The 17,741-nt window shown below is 72.2% G+C and carries 19 protein-coding genes and 1 tRNA gene; 9 read left to right on the top strand and 11 right to left on the bottom strand.

Features of this window, described 5'->3' with window-relative positions:
- Positions 1–83: 83 nt before the first annotated feature.
- Positions 84–167: transfer RNA gene (locus ACFWIA_RS00575), tRNA-Leu, on the top strand.
- Between the two features lie 113 nt (positions 168–280).
- On the opposite strand, the gene ACFWIA_RS00570 is transcribed toward ACFWIA_RS00575, so the two are convergent.
- From ACFWIA_RS00570 to ACFWIA_RS00560, 3 genes are all read right to left on the bottom strand, one after another.
- The gene (locus ACFWIA_RS00570) at positions 281–1,012 is read right to left on the bottom strand and encodes a RibD family protein (RefSeq protein WP_386998889.1); all 732 of its coding nucleotides are present in this window, start codon (positions 1,010–1,012) and stop codon (positions 281–283) included.
- A 38-nt stretch (positions 1,013–1,050) separates the two neighbouring features.
- The gene (locus ACFWIA_RS00565; RefSeq protein ID WP_386998887.1) at positions 1,051–2,271 is read right to left on the bottom strand and encodes a helix-turn-helix domain-containing protein; all 1,221 of its coding nucleotides are present in this window, start codon (positions 2,269–2,271) and stop codon (positions 1,051–1,053) included.
- A 122-nt stretch (positions 2,272–2,393) separates the two neighbouring features.
- The gene (locus tag ACFWIA_RS00560; RefSeq protein WP_386999196.1) at positions 2,394–2,543 is read right to left on the bottom strand and encodes a hypothetical protein; all 150 of its coding nucleotides are present in this window, start codon (positions 2,541–2,543) and stop codon (positions 2,394–2,396) included.
- Between the two features lie 4 nt (positions 2,544–2,547).
- On the opposite strand from ACFWIA_RS00560, the gene ACFWIA_RS00555 reads away from it, so the two are divergent.
- Positions 2,548–2,997 (top strand): ATP-binding protein, encoded by a 450-nt coding sequence (locus ACFWIA_RS00555; RefSeq protein ID WP_386999180.1) that lies wholly within the window; start codon positions 2,548–2,550, stop codon positions 2,995–2,997.
- A gap of 32 nt (positions 2,998–3,029) precedes the next feature.
- On the opposite strand, the gene ACFWIA_RS00550 is transcribed toward ACFWIA_RS00555, so the two are convergent.
- The gene (locus tag ACFWIA_RS00550) at positions 3,030–4,229 is read right to left on the bottom strand and encodes a glycosyltransferase family 39 protein (protein ID WP_386998885.1); all 1,200 of its coding nucleotides are present in this window, start codon (positions 4,227–4,229) and stop codon (positions 3,030–3,032) included.
- 497 nt (positions 4,230–4,726) lie between these two features.
- Between ACFWIA_RS00550 and ACFWIA_RS00545 the strand changes: the two genes are divergently transcribed.
- Both ACFWIA_RS00545 and ACFWIA_RS00540 read left to right on the top strand, forming a co-directional pair.
- On the top strand, positions 4,727–5,629 hold the full coding sequence (locus tag ACFWIA_RS00545) for a Bax inhibitor-1/YccA family protein (protein ID WP_386998883.1): 903 nt from the start codon (positions 4,727–4,729) through the stop codon (positions 5,627–5,629).
- 516 nt (positions 5,630–6,145) lie between these two features.
- Positions 6,146–6,457: a hypothetical protein gene (locus ACFWIA_RS00540; RefSeq protein WP_386998881.1), complete on the top strand. Its 312-nt coding sequence runs from the start codon at positions 6,146–6,148 to the stop codon at positions 6,455–6,457.
- Between the two features lie 33 nt (positions 6,458–6,490).
- On the opposite strand, the gene ACFWIA_RS00535 is transcribed toward ACFWIA_RS00540, so the two are convergent.
- The 4 genes from ACFWIA_RS00535 to ACFWIA_RS00520 all read right to left on the bottom strand — a co-directional run bounded on the left by ACFWIA_RS00535 (position 6,491) and on the right by ACFWIA_RS00520 (position 10,164).
- Positions 6,491–7,372, bottom strand: a complete 882-nt coding sequence (locus tag ACFWIA_RS00535) for a hypothetical protein (RefSeq protein ID WP_386998879.1) — start codon at positions 7,370–7,372, stop codon at positions 6,491–6,493.
- A gap of 255 nt (positions 7,373–7,627) precedes the next feature.
- Positions 7,628–8,848, bottom strand: coding sequence for an acetyl-CoA C-acetyltransferase (locus tag ACFWIA_RS00530; protein ID WP_386998878.1), 1,221 nt, complete (start codon positions 8,846–8,848; stop codon positions 7,628–7,630).
- Between the two features lie 184 nt (positions 8,849–9,032).
- Positions 9,033–9,419: a VOC family protein gene (locus ACFWIA_RS00525; protein ID WP_386998876.1), complete on the bottom strand. Its 387-nt coding sequence runs from the start codon at positions 9,417–9,419 to the stop codon at positions 9,033–9,035.
- Between the two features lie 88 nt (positions 9,420–9,507).
- Complete coding sequence (locus ACFWIA_RS00520; RefSeq protein ID WP_386998874.1) at positions 9,508–10,164, bottom strand: TetR/AcrR family transcriptional regulator; 657 nt, start codon at positions 10,162–10,164, stop codon at positions 9,508–9,510.
- 164 nt (positions 10,165–10,328) lie between these two features.
- Between ACFWIA_RS00520 and ACFWIA_RS00515 the strand changes: the two genes are divergently transcribed.
- On the top strand, positions 10,329–10,970 hold the full coding sequence (locus tag ACFWIA_RS00515; RefSeq protein ID WP_386998872.1) for an SRPBCC family protein: 642 nt from the start codon (positions 10,329–10,331) through the stop codon (positions 10,968–10,970).
- Between the two features lie 311 nt (positions 10,971–11,281).
- Here the strand turns inward: ACFWIA_RS00515 and ACFWIA_RS00510 are convergent, their stop codons facing one another.
- Positions 11,282–12,310, bottom strand: a complete 1,029-nt coding sequence (locus tag ACFWIA_RS00510; protein ID WP_386998870.1) for an SGNH/GDSL hydrolase family protein — start codon at positions 12,308–12,310, stop codon at positions 11,282–11,284.
- A gap of 251 nt (positions 12,311–12,561) precedes the next feature.
- On the opposite strand from ACFWIA_RS00510, the gene ACFWIA_RS00505 reads away from it, so the two are divergent.
- The 3 genes from ACFWIA_RS00505 to ACFWIA_RS00495 all read left to right on the top strand — a co-directional run bounded on the left by ACFWIA_RS00505 (position 12,562) and on the right by ACFWIA_RS00495 (position 15,080).
- Positions 12,562–13,947 (top strand): cystathionine beta-synthase, encoded by a 1,386-nt coding sequence (locus ACFWIA_RS00505; protein WP_386998868.1) that lies wholly within the window; start codon positions 12,562–12,564, stop codon positions 13,945–13,947.
- 51 nt (positions 13,948–13,998) lie between these two features.
- A complete protein-coding gene (locus ACFWIA_RS00500; protein WP_386998866.1) occupies positions 13,999–14,382 on the top strand; it encodes a hypothetical protein in 384 nt (127 codons plus the stop codon).
- Between the two features lie 143 nt (positions 14,383–14,525).
- On the top strand, positions 14,526–15,080 hold the full coding sequence (locus ACFWIA_RS00495; protein ID WP_386998864.1) for a hypothetical protein: 555 nt from the start codon (positions 14,526–14,528) through the stop codon (positions 15,078–15,080).
- 387 nt (positions 15,081–15,467) lie between these two features.
- On the opposite strand, the gene ACFWIA_RS00490 is transcribed toward ACFWIA_RS00495, so the two are convergent.
- Both ACFWIA_RS00490 and ACFWIA_RS00485 read right to left on the bottom strand, forming a co-directional pair.
- Positions 15,468–15,902 (bottom strand): hypothetical protein, encoded by a 435-nt coding sequence (locus ACFWIA_RS00490; RefSeq protein WP_386998862.1) that lies wholly within the window; start codon positions 15,900–15,902, stop codon positions 15,468–15,470.
- Between the two features lie 242 nt (positions 15,903–16,144).
- Positions 16,145–16,378 (bottom strand): helix-turn-helix domain-containing protein, encoded by a 234-nt coding sequence (locus ACFWIA_RS00485; RefSeq protein WP_386998860.1) that lies wholly within the window; start codon positions 16,376–16,378, stop codon positions 16,145–16,147.
- Positions 16,379–16,647: 269 nt separating this feature from the next.
- Between ACFWIA_RS00485 and ACFWIA_RS00480 the strand changes: the two genes are divergently transcribed.
- A complete protein-coding gene (locus ACFWIA_RS00480; RefSeq protein ID WP_386998858.1) occupies positions 16,648–17,484 on the top strand; it encodes a MurR/RpiR family transcriptional regulator in 837 nt (278 codons plus the stop codon).
- Positions 17,485–17,741: the final 257 nt, after the last annotated feature.

The following is a 17,741-nucleotide window of genomic DNA, read 5'->3' as shown; positions in this document are numbered from 1 at the left end:
AGACAACATCGGGCTTCGGTTCGGCTGTTCGGGCTACCCGTCCGGCTAGGCTCGGACCCCTGGTCACGGAGCCATGGCCCTGAGCCCGGATGGTGGAATGCAGACACGGCGAGCTTAAACCTCGCTGCCCCGCGCGGGGCGTACCGGTTCAAGTCCGGTTCCGGGCACCGATCTTCACACGATCGCCCCACCAGCCGAGCGGGCTGGTGGGCACGACTCCTTCACGGGGGTGGGGAACGCCGCGGGTGCTCCGCCGACGGCAGACCACTTCGCCCGGCACTCAGCGCCGCGCGCGTGCGGGCCGGGCGACCAGCCGCACGTCGGGGCCGGAGCGGGCCACGTCCAGCAGTTCGCAACGGAGGATGTCGTCCATGGTGTCGATCGTCCCGCCTTCGAGTCCACTCTTGCCGCGCCCGAGGAGCGCAGGCGCGACGTAGGCGATGATCCGGTCGACCAACCCGGCGGAGACGAACGACGCGGCGAGTGTCGGACCGCCTTCCAGGAACACACCCCGTACGTCGCGGTCCCGGAGCTCCCCTAGCAGTGCCGTCAGGTCGAGACCGCCTCCCCGCGCGGCACGCGGCAGCCGCACGACCGTGGCGAGGCCACACAGATGGGTGGCCTCGGCGTCCTCGGCGACGGCGATCAGCGTGGGCGCGGCCCCGTCCAGCACCCGTGCGTCGGCCGGCGTACGGGCACGGGTGTCGACGATCACCCGCCAAGGCTGTTCCTCGACCGGCACGGCCACCCGCAGACCTGGGTCGTCCCGCACCGAACGCACCGCGAGGTGGGGGTCGTCGGCCTGCTGCGTGCCCGAGCCGACCACCGTCGCCCCGCACGCCGACCGCAGCGCGTGCACCTCGGCACGGGATTCCGCACTGGTGATCCACTGACTGGTGCCGTCCACCGCGGCGATGCGCCCGTCCAGAGTGGCCGCGTACTTGTAGACGACGTACGGCCGTCCGTCGACGGTGTGCCATTCGTCGGTGCCGACCAACTCGCTGCTGCGCACGGGCCCTCCCACGGGGATTCGGTAGGCGCGAGCCTAGGTCAGATCGCTGCGACCGCTTCGACGAGTCCCCGCACCGCGCCGGTGGTCCGCCACGGAGTGAGGGCGGTGACGACCCGTCGCAGTTCTGCCGTCGTGCGCCGCGAATCGGTCTCGCGCATGATCTCCAGTGCCTCCACGGCGGTAGCGCATGCTGCGTCGGGTGATCGGTCGGCGGCGTGTGCGGTGGCGAGTCGTGCGAGATGGAGTCCCCGCTCCCGCTGGTAGCTGCCGGGCCAGTGATCCAAAGCTCGTTGGTAGGACGCCACTGCCTCGGCGGGATGGCCTAGGAGTAGCTGGCACGCTGCCCTTTGGGCCTCGACGTATGCGGGGACGCAAAATCCTCCGAGTTGGTCAGCCCGGGTGGCCCGGGTTCCCGCGGCGAGTTCGTGTGCGGTCGCTATGGCGTGGGCCGCCTCGGTGCTGTCGCCGGCCAGGGCATGGCCGTGGGCCCGCTGAATGTGTGCGGAGGCCCGGACGCGTTCCGGTACATCGCCTCGGACGCGCAGTGCGGCCGAGGCCAAGCCGATGGCCCGCTGTCGCTGGTTCAGGCCGACGGACTGCTGGGCTTTGCGCATCAGGACGAATGCTTGAAGCGCAGGGTCGTCCGCCTCCTGTGCCCATTCCATGGCGCGGTCGGACCACCACAGTCCCACCTCCGGCTGCCCGAGGTCCTCGTGGAGCCAGCCGGCGAACTCGGCCCATTCGGAGGCTGTCCGGAGGACACCGGCGCGGAGGCGCCCCGAGGCCGAGGGGAGGACCTGTTCCTCGATCACGGCGAGGTGGTCTCGTACCGCCCCGATGACGCAGTGCGGGCCGTAGAGGCTGTCGGACTGGACGAGGGTGGCACGGAGACTGCGGAGATGAGCGACGACGGCAGGGTTCAGGGGACGACGGCGCGAGCTGTCGCCGGACGGCGGCAGGCCCAAGCTGGCGGCCGTGCCGAGGAGCTGACGCCGGTTCATCGGACGAGTGGTGTCTGCACGGTGACCGTAGGGGCCGTTCCCCGCGAGTCCGAGGAGGGTCGGGGAGATGCCGAGCCGGTCGGCGACCATCGAGAGCACGTCCATGTCCTTGGCTGACTGGCGTCCGCGCTCCAAGCGACTGACAGTGGATTGGCTATATCCACACATGTCCGCGAGCTGCCGCTGAGTCCATCCACGCTCTCGGCGTGCGGTTCTGATGGCCTGGCCGTTGCTGCGGTGACGGGGTGTCTGCTCCATGCTCCGATCCCGGGATGCGGTGGCAGGGGGTCGTCCCATGGATACCCAAGGTAGTGACTTCGGTTCGAGTCCGTATGCAGCTCGTGCATCACGACAGCGTGTGCTGCATACGGGCAAGCCTGCTAGGCGAAGGACGCGTTCTCCTTGCTGCAAGAGCTCATCTTCAGGGAGACGATCATGGACAGTAGGCGGCGGGAGCTGGCGCCGGACGCGGCAGCGCGCACCCACACATCGAGGGGCGGCACGGCACCGCGTCGGCTCCTGATCGTCACGTGCGTGGTGCCCCTCAAGGACCGGGGGACCGCCCCACCCGTGCGCCCAGCGGCCGACAGGACCGCGTTCACCCACTCGCTACCGAGGGCGCCGCAGTCAGCGAGGGTCGCACGGGGTCTGGTCTCCTCGGCTCTTCGAGCCTGGGGGGCGGACGCGGTGGAGGACACGGCGTGGCTGGTGGTCACCGAGCTCGTGTCGAACGCCGTCGTCCACACAGGGGTCGGTTCGGTTCGACTGACCGTGACCCGGCGCGACGAACGCTGCGTACGGATCGCCGTAGCGGACCGGTCGCGACGGGTACCGCGGTCGTTCGTCGCTGACCCGGGTGACGAGTCAGGGCGAGGACTGTCGATCGTGGCCGCGCTGTGCGGTGGTCGATGGGGTGTGGACCGGCTGAGTCGGGGGAAGTGCGTGTGGGCCGAGTTGCCCGCCGCCGCTGAGCGACCGCGGTGAACGCGGCGTCCGCCCGTTCCCGTGGTGGCGGCTCACGGGGGGCCGGGGCCGAGCAGGGTGAAGGCGCCGTACGCACCGGAGGCGAGTGCCGCCGCACCCACGACCACCCCCGCCAGGGCCCCGCGCCGCACCCCCGCGAGGGCCACCGCCGCCGGGAGCAGCAGGGGGAACGCCGGCATCATCAGCCGGGGCCTGGAGCCGAAGTACCCGGACCCGATCAGGGAGATCACCACGACCGCGGTGCCGTAGACGACGACCGGGAGCGGTTGCCGTTGGCGCAGGCACAGCCACCCCGCCCAGAAGAGGAGGCCGAAGGCCGCGCACAGTCCGAGACCCGCGAGGACGTTGCGGCCGAACTGCTCCACCACGAACGAGGCGAGCGCCACGCCCCCGTCGATCCGGTTGTTCCACCCCGCCTGCACGTCGAAGTACGCGAACGGTCGGCCCTCGTGCACCGCGACGAAGACGATGTACGCCAGCCAGCCCAGCGGGGCCAGACAGACCCCGGCGATCATCCCCGCGTGCCCGCGCAACGGCTCGCCCGCGCGGTACGCGGTCACCAGCCGCCACAGTGCGGTGACCCCGATCGCCGCGATCAGCGCCGCCGCGGTCGGCCGGGTGAGCCCGGCCCCCGCGCACAGCAGCCCGGCCGTGATCCAGCGGTCGGTCAGGACGGCGTACAGCGCCCAGGCCGCGAGCGCCGTGAACAGCGTCTCGGTGTACGCCATGGACTGCACGAACGCGGTCGGGTACGCCCCCCACAGCGCGGCCAGCAGGACGCCCGCCCGAGGCCCGTACGCCCGCGCGCCGACGGCGTAGATGCCCCAGGCGGCCACCAGCGAGGCGAGCCACGACACCAGGAGGCCCGCGCCCGCGACGTCCAGCGGGAGCACGGCGGACAGGCCCCGCTCCAGGGTGGGCAGCAGCGGGAAGAACGCCAGGTCGGAGTGGACCGAGCCGTCCGCGAGCCGGACCTCGTACCCGTAGCCGTTCTCGGCGATCCGCTGGTACCAGACGGCGTCCCAACGGCCGCTCAGCCGGTGCAGCCCGTCCCCGTCCGTGGCGGCCGAGACCACCGCGAGGAGCGCGAGGCCGGTCAGCCGCACCGCGGCGTAGGCGAGCAGCGCGGGCGCGGCCCGCCGCAGGGTCGGCCGCGGCGGGTGGACACCGGGACCGGGCGCCGCCGTCGCCGGGGCGGGCAGGGTGCGGGAGGCGGCCTTGGTGTCGGACATGGGGGCGATTCTCCCGGACCCGAAAGCGGGGCACTCCGGCGGAGCCATTTCCCCGGGCCGGTGACGAACCGCCGGGCCGGTGTTTCGGCGGCGCGGAAATCCGCGGAATTCACTCCGGCCCTACGGGAATGATCAGCGGACGGTGCCCGACGCCCCGGACGGGGGAGTCCGGTGGCGGGTGGGCACCCGGTCGGTGAGAGTGGCGTCGAACGGCCGTGGCCGCCCGGGACGGGGCGCGGGTGCCGCGGGGGCGCACATGTGACGAACGCGACCCCTCGGCGCGCCGACGGGACCGGGGACGCGGGTGAGAAACGGGGCGGCGCGGGAAACTGAAGAGGGAACGGTAAGCACAGGTGAGCGTGCGGGAACACACGGCTACGGCCGGGCGTTCTTCCGTAACGGAAGGGGAAAGATCCTCCCTAGGCACTAGGGGAGATGCTTTGCCCGCACATTACTCTTGAGGCCAAGGCCGCGCAGCGCGGCCATGGAGGAGTGAAATGAGGAGCAGTAACCCGGTCTTCTCGCGTCGGGGGTTCAGCCGCGACAACGGCTACGCGGGGTTCAACGCCGCGCCGCAGGCCGGGGGACCCGCCGTCCAGACCCAGGGCAACCCGTACGCGCAGGGCGCCCCCGCGCCCACGAACCCGTACGCCCAGAACCCTTACGCCCAGCCGGACGGCCTCCAGGGCACCGGCTCGTCGGCCCCGGCCGGCACCGGACGCATGACGATGGACGACGTCATCATGCGCACGGGGACGACCCTCGGCATTCTCATCGTCACGGCCGCACTGGCCTGGGCGCTGCTGCCCGTGGACGACGCGAACATCGCGCGGTCCATCGGGGTCGCCGTCGTCGCGGGTCTCGCCGCGATGGTGCTGGGCCTCGTCCAGTCCTTCAAGCGCAAGGCGTCGCCCGCGCTGATCGTGACGTACGCGGCCCTGGAAGGCGTCTTCCTCGGCGTCATCTCCAGCATCGTGGACAACCGCATCGCGAGCGGTGCGGCGATGCAGGCCGTGATCGGCACGATGGCGGTCTTCGCCGCGGTCCTCGTCGCCTACAAGGCCGGCTGGATCCGCGTCAACCGCCGCTTCTACGGCTTCGTGATGGCGGCGGCGCTCGGCTTCATGCTGCTGATGGCCGTGAACCTGCTGTTCGCGGTGTTCGGCGGCGGTGACGGCCTCGGCTTCCGCAGTGGCACGCTCGGCATCATCATGGGCATCGTCGGTGTCCTGCTCGGTGCGGCGTTCCTGGCCATCGACTTCAAGCAGGTCGAGGACGGCATCGCGTACGGTGCGCCTCGCGAGGAGGCGTGGCTGGCCGCGTTCGGCATGACGCTGACGCTCGTGTGGATCTACATGGAGTTCCTGCGGTTGATCGCCATCCTCCAGAGCAGCGACTAGTCAGTTCCGGCGACGGCCCCGCGAACCCCTCCGGTTCGCGGGGCCGTTCCGTTTTTCCCCGCGGCCCCTGTACGGGTGCGTTCCGCTGGAGGCGCGCTGTCTCGCGCGGTGCGCTGTGGTTGCCCGCGCAGTTCCCCGCGCCCCTGGATCTCGGGCGCTCCTCGCCGCCGTCGTCCGTCCATCCGCACGGCACAGCGCACCCGCGCGGGAAGCGGCCCCGATAAGGGGCGCGGGGAACTGCGCGAAACACCAGCGCACCCGAGCAGGACAGTGAACCCTCAGGAGGACGCGCCCGAAGGGGGCGCGGGGAACTGCGCGGGCAACCACAGCGCACCCGCACGTGCCAGCGCACCCGAACCGGAACGGCCCCGACAGGGGCGCGGGGAACTGCGCAGAACGACAGCGCACCGAGCAGGACAGCGCAGCCAGAGGTGGACGTACCGAAGGGGGCGCGGGAACTGCGCGGGCAACCACTACGCACCCGCGGTGAACGACCGACCCGCTAGGGTTCGTACCGTGCTTGATACGACGCCGCTGACCGCCGCCGTGGACCGTTTCGCCGACCACCTGAGGGCGGCCCCGCAGAGCCGGCTCCAGCGGGGCGCAGCGGCCGAGGCCCTGACCCTGGCCAGGGAACTCTCGGCGCGCGCGCAGCAGATCGAGGCCCCCGGTACGGAGCCCCGGGAGATGCCCGACGCGGGCATGTTCGCCGTCGCCGACCAGATCACCGTGGCGGGCCGGGACCTGGCGGTGGCGCTCACGGAACCCGCCCAGCTCGCGGAGGCGATCGCCTTGGTCGAGGAAGCGCAGAAGCGCGCCGGCGTCTGACGCGTCAGGCGCCGGGGCGCCCGGATCGCGGGGTCAGAGCGAGGCGATGACGCGGTCCGCGAGTATGTACACGGTTTCCGTGCCGCAGGAGAAGGTCAGGGCGTACGCCCCCGACAGCCCGGAGCCACCGAGCAGCACGGGCGGCTCGCCGGACCGCAACGCGGAGGCGAGCCGTTCGGCGGTCTCGCGGTGGCCGGGGGTCATGCAGAGCGTGGTGCCGTCCTCGAAGACGTAGACGTCCAGGGTGCCGAGCGGGCCGGGCCGCACATCGGCGAGGGCGGCGCCGGTCGCCGCCAGTTCCTCCAGGCACAGCACCGTGCGCTCGTGGTCCCCGGTCGGGGCGAACGGCCCGGAGTGCGTGGCCTGGGCGGGGACGAAGTCCGGGTGCGAGGGGTGGCGACGGCGGGCGGCGGCGAGTTCGGGGGAGTCGCCGGGGTGGCCCTCGACCGTGTCGGAACCGGTGAGCGTCGCGGTCTCGGTGTGCCCTTCCGCGGCATCGGCACCGGGACCGTCCGACCCGTCGACGCCGTCCGGTGCGTCGAGGTCCGCGGATTCCACGAGGCCCACGAAGTCGGCGTGCCGGGGCAGGTACAGATCGTCATCGGTGAGACCGAGCAGCGAGGGGGCGTCGGCGGCGTCCCGGGCCTCCTGCGCGGCCCAGAAGGCGCGCGCCTCGGCCAGTTCGCGCTCCCGCTCCTGGGCGAGGGCGGCCACGACCGCCGCGCGTATCTCCTCGGTGTCGGCGGACCGGGCCGCGGGCACCAGCGCGCGGGTGTCGGGAGCCGGGTGTCGGGCGAGCTCGGTACGCAGGGCGGTGATCTGGCGGCGCAGTCCGAGCACGACGTGCAGGGCGGCGGCGCCCACGGCCGTGGCGGCAGCCGTGGTGACCAGCAGAACGATGGGCAAGGCGCTCACGAAGTACTCCCGGTGTCAGTCGACCCCCGACTTCCTACCTCAGCTTGAAGTGCGGACCCCTGGCCTGTCAGTGCATTACGTCACGAATTGGACAGGTTTCTGAAGTGGGGGTTTGCCTCAGGATCAAGTGTGAGCTGCGCAAACGTGTCTCCCCCAGGAGATACATCACATCCTGGGGGAGATTGGGTCACGATTCGCCGTGCGCGCCCGGGGCGCACTCCGTCAGCCGGGGCGCCCGGTCGGCCGAGGCGTCCGTCAGCTGAGCCGCTCGATCACCATCGCCATGCCCTGGCCCCCGCCCACGCACATGGTCTCCAGTCCGAACTGCTTGTCGTGGAACTGGAGGCTGTTGATCAGCGTGCCGGTGATCCGGGCCCCGGTCATCCCGAACGGGTGTCCCACGGCGATGGCGCCGCCGTTCACGTTGAGCCGGTCGAGGTCCACGCCGAGTTCCCGGTACGAGGGGATCACCTGCGCCGCGAACGCCTCGTTGATCTCGACCAGGTCGATGTCCCCGATGCCCAGTCCCGCACGGGCGAGGGCCTGCTGCGACGCCTCGACCGGGCCGAGGCCCATGATCTCGGGGGAGAGTGCGGACAGCCCGGTGGAGACGATCCGGGCGAGCGGGGTGAGCCCGAGGTCCCGGGCCTTGGTGTCGCTCATGATGACCAGGGCCGCGGCGCCGTCGTTGAGCGGACAGCAGTTGCCGGCGGTGACCAGGCCGTCGGGGCGGAACACCGGCTTCAGGCCCTCCACGCCCTCCAGGGTGACTCCGGCGCGCGGGCCGTCGTCCTGGCTGACGACGGTGCCGTCCGGGGTGGTGACCGGGGTGATCTCGCGTTCCCAGAAGCCGTTGGCGAGGGCCTGCTCGGCGAGGTTCTGGGACCTGACCCCGAACTCGTCCATCTCCCGTCGCGTGATGCCCTTCCAGCGGGCGAGGTTCTCGGCGGTCTGCCCCATCGCGATGTACGCATCGGGGAGCGCCCCGTCCTCGCGCGGGTCGTGCCAGCCGGCGCCCGTCGACTCCGCGACCGCCGCGGTGCGGGCCTCCGCCTCGGCGAAGAGCGGGTTGTGCGTGTCGGGCAGGCTGTCGGAGTTGCCCCGGGTGAAGCGGGACACCATTTCGACGCCGGCCGAGACGAAGACGTCGCCCTCGCCCGCCTTGATCGCGTGCAGCGCCATCCGGCTGGTCTGGAGGGACGAGGAGCAGTACCGCGTGATCGTGCAGCCCGGCAGGTGGTCCAGGCCCATCTGCACGGCAACGATCCGGCCGAGGTTGTTGCCCTGTTCGCCACCGGGCAGGCCGCAGCCCAGCATCAGGTCGTCGATGTCCCGCGGGTCGAGTCCGGGGACCTTGGCGAGGGCGGCGCCGATGATCGTGGCGGTCAGGTCGTCGGGGCGCAGGTCCTTCAGCGAGCCCTTGAACGCGCGGCCGATCGGGGACCGTGCGGTGGAGACGATCACGGCTTCGGGCATCGGGGTTCTCCTTGCCGGGGGCTCGGGTATCGGGGTTCGGCGTCCGCGAGGGCGCGTGTCCGTGAAGTTACCGTCACGTAGCGCGTGGGTCACGGGGGTGGTCATGTGACCCGGACCGCAATTTCCAAGCGCTTGCTCAGCGTACTCCCGGCCCCGCACGCCGGTTGTCGCCCCGACCGGCCCGCTATCCGCCCTGTACGAGCTGGATCAGGTTCCCGCAGGTGTCGTCCAGCACCGCGACGGTCACCGGGCCCGCCTCCACCGGCTCCTGGGTGAAGCGCACCCCCAGTGCGCGCAGCCGGTCGAACTCCGCGCGGACGTCGTCCACGGCGAAGGCGGTGGCCGGGATGCCGTCCCTGACCAGCGCCTCCTTGTACGGCTTCACCGCGGGATGGCCGTCGGGCTCCAGTAGCAGTTGGGTGCCGTCGGGGTCTTCCCGCGAGACCACGGTCAACCACCGGTCGGCGCCCACCGGGACCTCGACCTTCTTCGCGAAGCCCAGTACGTCCGTGTAGAAGCGCAGGGCCTTGTCCTGGTCGTCGACGAAGACGCTGGACAGGTGGATCCTCATGGCTGCCCTCCGGTGCCCGGGCCCCGGCCGGACCCGCGGATTCCAGTATGGGGAGCCGCCCGTCGACCGCCCACCGGGGCCGCCCCGATCAGGCGGTACGGGGGGCCAGTAGTTCGTCCAGTTCGGCGGCGAAGAGCAGGGCGGGGTCGAAGTCCATGCCCGCGAAGTGACCGGCCACCTCCAGCGACAGCAGGCCGTGCACCCGGGTCCAGACGATCAGGGCCCGGTGCAGCGCGGCGGGCGGGGCCGGATGGCCGCCGGCCCAGTCCCGGTGGGCCTCCACATGGGTGTCGAACGGTGTCGCGGGGCCGTCCTGCACGAGCGCCGCGCACGCGTCGAGCAGGGTCGCCATGATCTCGGAGGAGATGCCGGTGATGTCCTCGGGGGCGCGGTAGCCGGGCACCGGGGTGCCGTAGACGAGGAGGTACCGCTGGGGGTCCTGGAGGGCCCAGTCGCGCAGGACGTGCACCAGTGAGGCGAGGTCGGCGCCGTCGTCGGAGGCCGTGCGCAGCGTCCCGGCGAGGCTTCGGTACGCCTCTCGGACGAGTTCGGTGATCAGGTCGTCGCGGCTGGCGAAGTAGCGGTAGAGCGCGGGTCCGCTCATGCCCATCCGTTTGGCGATGGCGTTGAGGGAGAGTGCGGACGCCCCCGCCGTCGCGATCTGTTCCCAGGCGTGTTGCTTGATCTCCGCGCGCACCTGGGCGCGGTACCGCTCCCGCGGTGTCGTCGCGTCCTGCTCCGGCATGGCCCGCGCTCCCTCCCTCGCCCGTGAGGCTATAGCTCCGAAGTTTAGTTAGAAGGTATCACGAAGGCCGTTGACCTCCCGGGCTACATGCAGTTATAACTTCTCACTAGAGCGAGATGCTGTCATTCTCGTCGGTCCACTCACCCACCGACAAGGGGAACCCCGTGCCCGGCACCCACCACACCCGCGCCCGCGTCCGCGCCGCCCTGTTCACCGTTCCGCTCCTCGCCGGCCTCCTCGGCACGGCGACCACCGTCCCGGCCGCCGCGGCCACTCCGTCCGGCCCCGGCCCCTCCCTCACCTGCCGCGGGGCGGGCGTCGACCCCGACGCCCGCGTCCGCCACCGCACCGAGACCGTGATCCACGCGCCGTTGCGCACGGTGTGGAAGCTCCAGACGGACGTGGAGCGCTGGCCGTCCTGGCAGACCCACCTCACCGGTGTGGACCGCCTGGACCACGGCCCCTTCCGGACGGGCTCCGCGTTCCGGTGGACGGTGCCGGTGCCGCCCAACCCCGTCACCCCCGCCACCGAACTGGACATCACCTCGACCGTCGAGCAGCTGCGCCGCCACTCCTGCATCCGCTGGACCGGTCCCGCGGTCGGTGAGGGAGTGCACATCGACGGCGTGCACGTGTGGACCTTCACCGAGGTCAAGGGCGGCGTCCGGGTGCGCACCGAGGAGACCCACACCGGGACCCAGGTCGATGTGGACGTTCCCGTCGCGACGGTGATCCTGAGTCAGGGACTCGAAGCGTGGCTGCGCGATCTCAAGACCGCGGCTGAGGCTCCCGCCCGGCGCCAGTGACCCCGTGCCGTTCCGCCCCGCGGCCCTGGTCCGGTGCGTTCACCTGCGGTGCGCTGTCCTGCGGGGGTGCGCTGCTGATTCGCGCAGTTCCCCGCGCCCCTGATCGGGTGCGTTCACCTGCCGGTACGGGGTCCTGTGCGGGTGCGCCCCTGAATTGGGGTGCTTCCCCCGGGGTCCGGCTCTCCGCACCTGCGGGGGGCGGCGGACCTGCGGCAGGGCACACCTAGGGGCGCGGGGAACTGCGCAAAAGCACCAGCGCACCGCGCAGGACCCCGTACCGGGAGGTGGACGCACCGAGGGGGCTCGGGGAGTTACGCCGTGCGCGTGGCGCCGCCCTCGTGGACGTCCGGCCCAGGACTGTGGATGCGCCGCCGCCGCCGGCGCTTGAGCAGGGCCCAAGGCCCCCGGGGCCCCGTCTGCGGGGCGGCCGTCACCTCCGTACCGCCCTCCTGCGCAGCCCGCGCCGCCGCCCGGGCCACCGGCAGGAACCCCTCGTCGCGGGAGGCGTCGGGCCGCTCCTCCTCGGGCCACACGCCGAGCGCCGCGCACACCGTCGGCAGCACGGCCATCGCCGCGGTGGCGTACCCCTCGGCCGAGGGGTGGAAGTTGTCCGGCCCGAACAGTTCCCGGGGGTTCGCCGCGAACTCCGGCCCCAGCAGGTCCCCCAGGGACACCGTCCGCCCGCCCTGCTCCACCGCCCCGATGGTCTGCGCGGCGGCGAGCTGCCGGGAGGTCCGCCGGGCGAGCCAGCTGAGCGGTTGGTACACCGGTTCGATGGTCCCCAGATCGGGACAGGTGCCGACGACCACCTCCGCCCCGGCGGTCCGCAACCTGCGCACCGCCGTGGACAGCCAGCGCACCGACTGCGTCGGCGGGATGCGGTGCGTGACGTCATTCGCCCCGATCATGATCACGCAGACGTCCGGCATCCGCTGCGGCTCCGCCAGGACCAACCCCACCTGGCGGTCCAGATCGTCGGAGCGGGCGCCGGGCAGGGCGACCGTACGCAGCTCGACCGGCCGGTCCGCCACCGCCGCGAGCCCCGAGGCGATCAGCGCCCCCGGAACCTCCCGTGCCCGGTGGACCCCCACGCCCGCCGCCGTGGAGTCGCCGAGCATCACCAGCCGCAAGGGCTCCCCGCCGCCCGCGAGCCCCGCCCCGTAGCGGCCGTCGGCGCGCGGCGGCGCGGTGCCGTCCCCGCCGTGGTTGCCGACCCGCCGCTTCGCCAACTGCACCTCGGCCAGGACCACCCCGAGCGTCGCCACGCCCAGCAGCCCGATCCCACCACCGCCGTACGCGGCACCCGCGGCGATCCGCCGTGCCACTCTCGCCCTCGACATGCGTCGCAGCCACCTCCTTCGAGCCGTACACCCACTCCTTGCCCCGCCGGGGCGGTGGGCCAATCGCGAGCGACGGGTGAACGGTCCGGGGCCGAACGGCTGCGAACACCCGGCCGAAGCCGTCGGGGCGCGTGCGCGGCGCGGGGCGGACGGGTCAGGACGGTCGACGGCCCGCGACGGGCCCCGGGCTCCGGTGCGGGGCCGTAGGCTGAGGGGCAAATCCTGTCCTTCTTCGCAGCCCGGAGACAACGGTGCACTTCCACGACTCGATGATCAGCCTCGTCGGCAACACCCCGCTGGTGCGGCTCAACCACGTCACCGACGGCATCCAGGCGACGGTGCTGGCGAAGGTCGAGTACTTCAACCCCGGCGGTTCCGTGAAGGACCGCATCGCCGTACGCATGATCGAGGCCGCCGAGCAGAGCGGCGCGCTCCAGCCGGGCGGCACCATCGTCGAGCCGACCAGCGGCAACACGGGCGTGGGCCTGGCGATCGTGGCCCAGCAGAAGGGCTACAAGTGCATCTTCGTCTGCCCCGACAAGGTGTCCACGGACAAGACCAACGTGCTGCGCGCGTACGGCGCCGAGGTCGTCGTCTGCCCGACCGCCGTGGACCCGGAGCACCCCGACTCCTACTACAACGTGTCCGACCGGTTGGTCCGTGAGACCCCCGGCGCCTGGAAGCCCGACCAGTACAGCAACCCGCAGAACCCGCTGTCGCACTACCACTCCACCGGTCCCGAGCTGTGGGAGCAGACCGCGGGGAAGATCACGCATTTCGTCGCGGGCGTCGGCACCGGCGGCACCATCTCCGGGACGGGCCGCTACCTGAAGGACGCCAGCGACGGCGGGGTCAAGGTCATCGGCGCGGACCCGGAGGGATCGGTGTACTCGGGCGGCTCCGGACGCCCGTACCTGGTCGAGGGCGTGGGCGAGGACTTCTGGCCGACCGCGTACGACCGGACCGTCGCCGACGAGATCGTGCCCGTGTCCGACAAGGACTCCTTCCAGATGACGCGTCGGCTCGCCAAGGAGGAGGGCCTGCTCGTGGGCGGCTCCTGCGGCATGGCGGTCGTCGCGGCGCTGCGGGTCGCCGAACGGCTCGGCCCGGACGACGTGGTCGTCGTCCTGCTGCCGGACAGCGGCCGGGGCTACCTCTCGAAGATCTTCAACGACGAGTGGATGGCGGACTACGGCTTCCTGGAGGACAGCGGCAACTCGGCCCTGGTCGGGGACGTCCTGCGGGACAAGGAGGGCGCGATGCCCTCGCTGGTGCACATGCACCCCGACGAGACGGTCGGCCAGGCCATCGAGGTGCTGCGCGAGTACGGGGTCTCGCAGATGCCGATCGTGAAGCCGGGCGCGGGGCACCCCGACGTGATGGCCGCGGAGGTCGTCGGTTCGGTGGTCGAACGCGAGCTGCTGGACGCGCTGTTCACCCAGCGGGCCTCGCTGGCCGACGCGCTGGAGAAGCACATGTCGGCGCCGCTGCCGCAGGTCGGTTCGGGGGAGCCGGTGGCCGACCTGATGTCCGTCCTCGGCGTGGCGGACGCGGCGATCGTCCTGGTCGAGGGCAAGCCCACGGGTGTGGTGAGCCGCCAGGACCTGCTCTCCTTCCTCGCGAAGGCGGCGGGGTAGCCGGCTGCGGAGCGGGCTGACGCGGGGCGTAAGTGCACCGTCGTCGCCGAAGTGCCGCACCGCGAGGTCTCCTTCGCGATCCTCGCCGCCCACCGTCGCGTCACCAGTGCCGACCTGGCGCGCGTTCCGAACGGGCTGCGTTGCGAGCTGGCCCTCGCGCACGAGGGGGAGCACGCCGACCACGTGTGGGACTGGGACCACCGGCCGTCGCACGCGCTGTGGGCGCGCTGGACGGCGGACGAGACGCCCCGGCTGGAGTCGGTGCCCTGGTGCGAGGCGGAGCACCCCTCGGCGGACGAGGCGTGCACGTTGTACGGGGACCATGGCGGCGCGCACGCGTGGGAGCTGAGTGACCCGGAGTACGACGCGTTCGTCCGTCGGCTCTGCGCGCAGGCCCCCGAGTGGGAGGTGCTGCTCCGGGCGCGGCCGGGGTGACGGGGGCGAAGGCGTGACGACGCAGACCTCGACCTGATCGACGTCCCCGGGCCATTGGGTCACCAGCGAGCCAATTGGTGCTCTGTGGCACACTCCGCCCCAGGTCGTGGGTCGTATGCCCCGGGCTCGGGGAGGTAGGAACTGTGCGCAGGACGAAGTGGTTCGCGGTGGCGGTGGCGGTCACGGTGCTGGGAGCCGTGGGTTGCGGTGCGGACGAGCCCGGCACCGGGGAGGCCGCCACGTCCGCGTCGCCCCGGCCGGAGGGCACAGGGCCGCTCACGAAGGCGGTCGTGCGCGCGGACCTCGACGACTCGTCCGCCGGCGCGAACGTTCCGGCGGACGAGGAGTTCGCCCGTGGTCACGAGGACGCGCGGGCCGGAACGCCGCGGTCGTGCAGTGTCGCGCTCAAAGCCCGGGCCACCGACCCCGGGACTGACACGGACACCGCCACGATCGACATCGCCCGGTACGAAGCGGTGGTGCGCGAGTTGCGCGAGCGCGCATGGCGGGTCCAGGACCGTAGGGTGCGCAAGACTCCGGACGGTGGGACGGACTACGCCCGGATGATCTTCAAGCAGCGTGGTTGGACCCTGTTCGCGGAGTTCATGCCCTTGGGGGAGAACGGCATGATCACCCTGATGGCCAGCGAGGACGCGTGCATGAAGAAGGTCGGGGCCAGCGTGGATCAGGTCGCCTGATCGCGCCCCGCCGGGCAGCTGCTCGGCGGACGCCCACCCGGACCCGATCGCGAGGCCGACCTCCGCGAGTCCGGCGCACGGTTCGCGGAATCGGTACGTGCACGACATGTGCGCGCAGCACGCGGTTAACAGCGGACCGGCACAGTGGTGGACGTCGGAGGGGCGGGCGCGGCTCCCCGCCCCACCCGGCAGCGAACGGCGACCTCGGCCGCTCCGGAGCGGCTCCCGGACCGGTCGGACGCCATGGACACGCGGACCGTCACCCTGAACCGGCCCGTGTCCCCGCGGGGACCGTCGTCGTCCCGCCCCGGGGCCACCCGGGGGTGCGACGGTTCCCGCGCACCGCTGCCCCCGCCACGGCCCGTGTCCCCGCCGCAGCCAGTGGTCTCACTTCTGCCAGTCCGAAGCGCGCTCCTCGTCGCTCCGCTTGCGTGACCAGAGCGAACGCAGCGACCACGGGCGGGCGGAGTGGACGGCGTTGACCCCCACGATGCCCAGCCAACTGACGATGAGGCCGAGCTTGCCGCCCTGGACGGCGCCGATGGCCGAGAGCGGGATCGCCAGGATCAGGCTGATCATGGCGAAGCCGAAGCGGTCGCCCCAGTTGTCGGGGGAGCGGGAGGGGTCGGTGCCCCGGGCGACGACCATCTGCTGTTCGGCGAGTTGCCGCCGGACCCGTCGGTCCACGGCGGTGTCGACGCGCTGTTCGATCTTTTCCAGGAACGAGTCCACGAAGGCGGACTCGTACTCCTCGCCCAGGTCCCTGCGGGCCTGGAGGGTGGCGTCGAGTTCCTTCTTGAAGTCGGCATCGCGGGCTTCCATGGGTCCACCCTAGGAAACGGGTCCGGCGCCGCACACTGGGGACAGCCCCCCTTTTCCCCTGTGGTTCCCCTCCGGCGAGGTCCGCGGCCGGGGCCCGATCCCCCCGGGGCCCGATTCCCCCGGGCCGTTCCGGACCGGGGCGTGGACTGGGCCGTTCCCCCTCGGCCCACTCCGACTGCTGCGCACCGGGCGCCCGTGCCTTCAGCTGGGCCGTGTTCCCCCACGGTCCAGACGCCGTGGTCCTACACGGCCACCTCGTGCGTGTCCGCCCCGGTGTAGACGCCCAGTTCCTGGGCGCGGGCCCCCAGGGCCACCCTGCCGTTCACCTCCCAACGCTTCATCAGGTCGTGCACCCTGCGCTGGACCGTGCGGTGCCCCACACACAGACGGCGGGCCACTGCCGCGTCGTCCAGTCCTTCGTGCAGCAGGCGCAGGATGCGGATCTCCGTTTCGGTTGCTTCCGGTATGACAGTCATGTGGTGCTCCCCGTACATGGCGATCGATGGTCAGCGATCCGCATCCACTGTAAGAAGCCCGCATGCCTCTCGGCAGGCCCATAATTTCCACCAAAGGTAAGTAAAGGGGCGGTCCAGCTGGCGCAATTGCGCCAAGTCGCTTTCGGTGGTGCACGGAGTGGGGCTCGGCTGCGTCCTGGGTGCATACCGTCATGCAGAGTCCGGTGATCCTGAATAGATTGGGCCGGGAAGGGGCGCCGAGGGAGCGCCGCGGAAGGGGGACGAGGATCATGGGCGAAGGCGCGGCGGAACGACTACGGCAACTGTTCGAGGGGCACCGGCTGACCCCCACCCAGCGGCGGATCGCGCACTGCATGGTCCGTCGGGCGGACGAGGTCCCGTTCCTGTCCAGCGTGGAGCTGGCCGAACGCGCCGGAGTCAGCCAACCCTCGGTCACCCGGTTCGCGGTCGCCCTCGGCTTCGACGGGTACCCCGCCCTGCGCCGGCACCTGCGCGAGGTGCCCCCCTCGGACGGCCCGGCGGAGCACACCGAGCGCACCGCGTACCAACAGGCGGTGGACGCCGAGATCGCCAACCTGCGGCACCTCGCCGGACTGCTCGCGGACCCGGCCCCCGTCCGGGACGCCGGGGCGCTGCTCGCCGCGTCCCGCCCGCTGCCGGTCCTCGGGCTGCGGGCGGCGTCCGCCCAGGCGCGCGGCTTCGCCTACTTCGCGGCGAAGGTGCACCCCGACGTCCGGCTGCTCGACGAGGGCGGGTCCCTGCTCGCGGACCGGATCGACCGTGCCGCGCGGGCCGGGGCCACCGCCCTGCTCTGCTTCGCGCTGCCGCGGCACCCCCGGGAGACCGTCGAGGCCCTGGAGTACGCGCGCAACGCGGGGCTGCGCGTGGTCACCGTCGCGGACAGCGCCTTCGCACCCGTCGCCGCGGCCTCGGACCTCCTGCTGCCGGCACCCGTCGGCACCGGGCTCGCCTTCGACACGGCGTGCGCGCCGATGCTGCTCGGCCGGGTGCTGCTGGAGGCGATGTGCGACGCGCTGCCCGACGCGCAGGCCCGACTGGAGGACTTCGACGCCGGGGCGGCGGCCCGCGGGCTGTTCGTCGAGTGATCCGCGCCGGCCGGTGACGGGAAACCGCCGCGCGTCTTCATGACGTCTTCAGAAACCGTCGGTAACCTGCCTCCCCGCCGTGCGGTGGGAACGGCACCACGAGGTGCGGGGAACGGCACCACGAGTGGCGCGGAACAGGAGGCGGTCGTGTCGCGCGGAAGAAGTGGACGCAGCACGGGTAGGGGCGGTCGGCACGCGCGGACCGGCGGACGGTCCGGCACGCAGGACGCCGGGGGCACCCGGGCCAAGCAGCACGA

The sequence above is a fragment of the Streptomyces sp. NPDC127068 genome (assembly GCF_042724695.1).
GTDB lineage: Bacteria > Actinomycetota > Actinomycetes > Streptomycetales > Streptomycetaceae > Streptomyces.
Note: the sequence above shows the minus strand (reverse complement) of the source record. Positions and strands in the feature narration are given on the sequence as shown.

Coding starts and splice junctions, on each gene's coding strand:
- ACFWIA_RS00520 (WP_386998874.1), bottom strand. CDS start 10,164: ATGCCGGAGCAGGACGCGACGACACCGCGGGAGCGGTACCGCGCCCAG.
- ACFWIA_RS00510 (WP_386998870.1), bottom strand. CDS start 12,310: ATGTCGAGGGCGAGAGTGGCACGGCGGATCGCCGCGGGTGCCGCGTAC.
- ACFWIA_RS00550 (WP_386998885.1), bottom strand. CDS start 4,229: ATGTCCGACACCAAGGCCGCCTCCCGCACCCTGCCCGCCCCGGCGACG.
- ACFWIA_RS00525 (WP_386998876.1), bottom strand. CDS start 9,419: ATGAGGATCCACCTGTCCAGCGTCTTCGTCGACGACCAGGACAAGGCC.
- ACFWIA_RS00490 (WP_386998862.1), bottom strand. CDS start 15,902: ATGGAAGCCCGCGATGCCGACTTCAAGAAGGAACTCGACGCCACCCTC.
- ACFWIA_RS00485 (WP_386998860.1), bottom strand. CDS start 16,378: ATGACTGTCATACCGGAAGCAACCGAAACGGAGATCCGCATCCTGCGC.
- ACFWIA_RS00530 (WP_386998878.1), bottom strand. CDS start 8,848: ATGCCCGAAGCCGTGATCGTCTCCACCGCACGGTCCCCGATCGGCCGC.
- ACFWIA_RS00565 (WP_386998887.1), bottom strand. CDS start 2,271: ATGGAGCAGACACCCCGTCACCGCAGCAACGGCCAGGCCATCAGAACC.
- ACFWIA_RS00480 (WP_386998858.1), top strand. CDS start 16,648: ATGGGCGAAGGCGCGGCGGAACGACTACGGCAACTGTTCGAGGGGCAC.
- ACFWIA_RS00545 (WP_386998883.1), top strand. CDS start 4,727: ATGAGGAGCAGTAACCCGGTCTTCTCGCGTCGGGGGTTCAGCCGCGAC.